The organism is Rhizobium sp. P1_E6, assembly GCF_056405875.1.
In genome coordinates, this window is the sequence record NZ_JBFUBG010000357.1 from 1 (window position 1) to 613 (window position 613).

Here is a 613-nt window from a genome sequence, read left to right on the forward strand (position 1 = left end):
GCATGCGGATGAATTGCGGATCGACGTCGGCGACGTCGGTCTTCAGCCGCCAGCGCCCCTCTGGCGTTGCAAAGGCACGCAACAATTGCCCGTCCGCATCGAGCACTTCGGGCGAGACGGCTTCGGCCCGTTCAAGCGGCGGCGGAAAGGCGCGGTCTGCAACATCGAGCGTAAAAAGGCCGGCGCCGGCAATGATAATGCCGGCCGCAGTCCCGATTGCAAACTTCTGCCACCGCCTCATTGTTGAGCCGCAACGACCTCCATCTTGCCGGTCGCCGTGCGGGCGGACAGGTCGGGGCGATACATGTCCTCGACGGTAGCCGCCGGGTGATCATAGGCACCGGGGGTGACGGCGCGCACCACATAGGCGACGTTAAAGTCACGCGCCGAATTTTCGTCGCGGTTGAAGGCAGCGACGAAGCGGTCGTAGCGGAATTCCGTATGGGCAGGCGACATCTCGCCGACCCAATCGAAATTCGTCATCTGGGCGCTGTCCACAAGGCTTGGATTGTCGATCTCGAAGCCGGCCGGCAGAAGATCGGTGATGACGATGCGCGAAGCCCAGTCATTCTGCTCGGTCACATGGAGGACGACGACATAGCGCTCGTTCTGC

1 protein-coding gene and 1 pseudogene are annotated in these 613 nt (G+C 62.5%); both read right to left on the reverse strand.

The window, feature by feature from the left end; translation table 11 throughout:
* A pseudogene (locus tag AC1D35_RS36725) lies at positions 1 to 241 on the reverse strand (penicillin-binding protein 1C); the annotation flags it as partial.
* The coding region (locus tag AC1D35_RS36730) for an alpha-2-macroglobulin family protein (RefSeq protein ID WP_477942995.1) at positions 238 to 613 on the reverse strand (376 nt) is incomplete at its 5' end. The pseudogene AC1D35_RS36725 and the gene AC1D35_RS36730, both read right to left, overlap by 4 nt.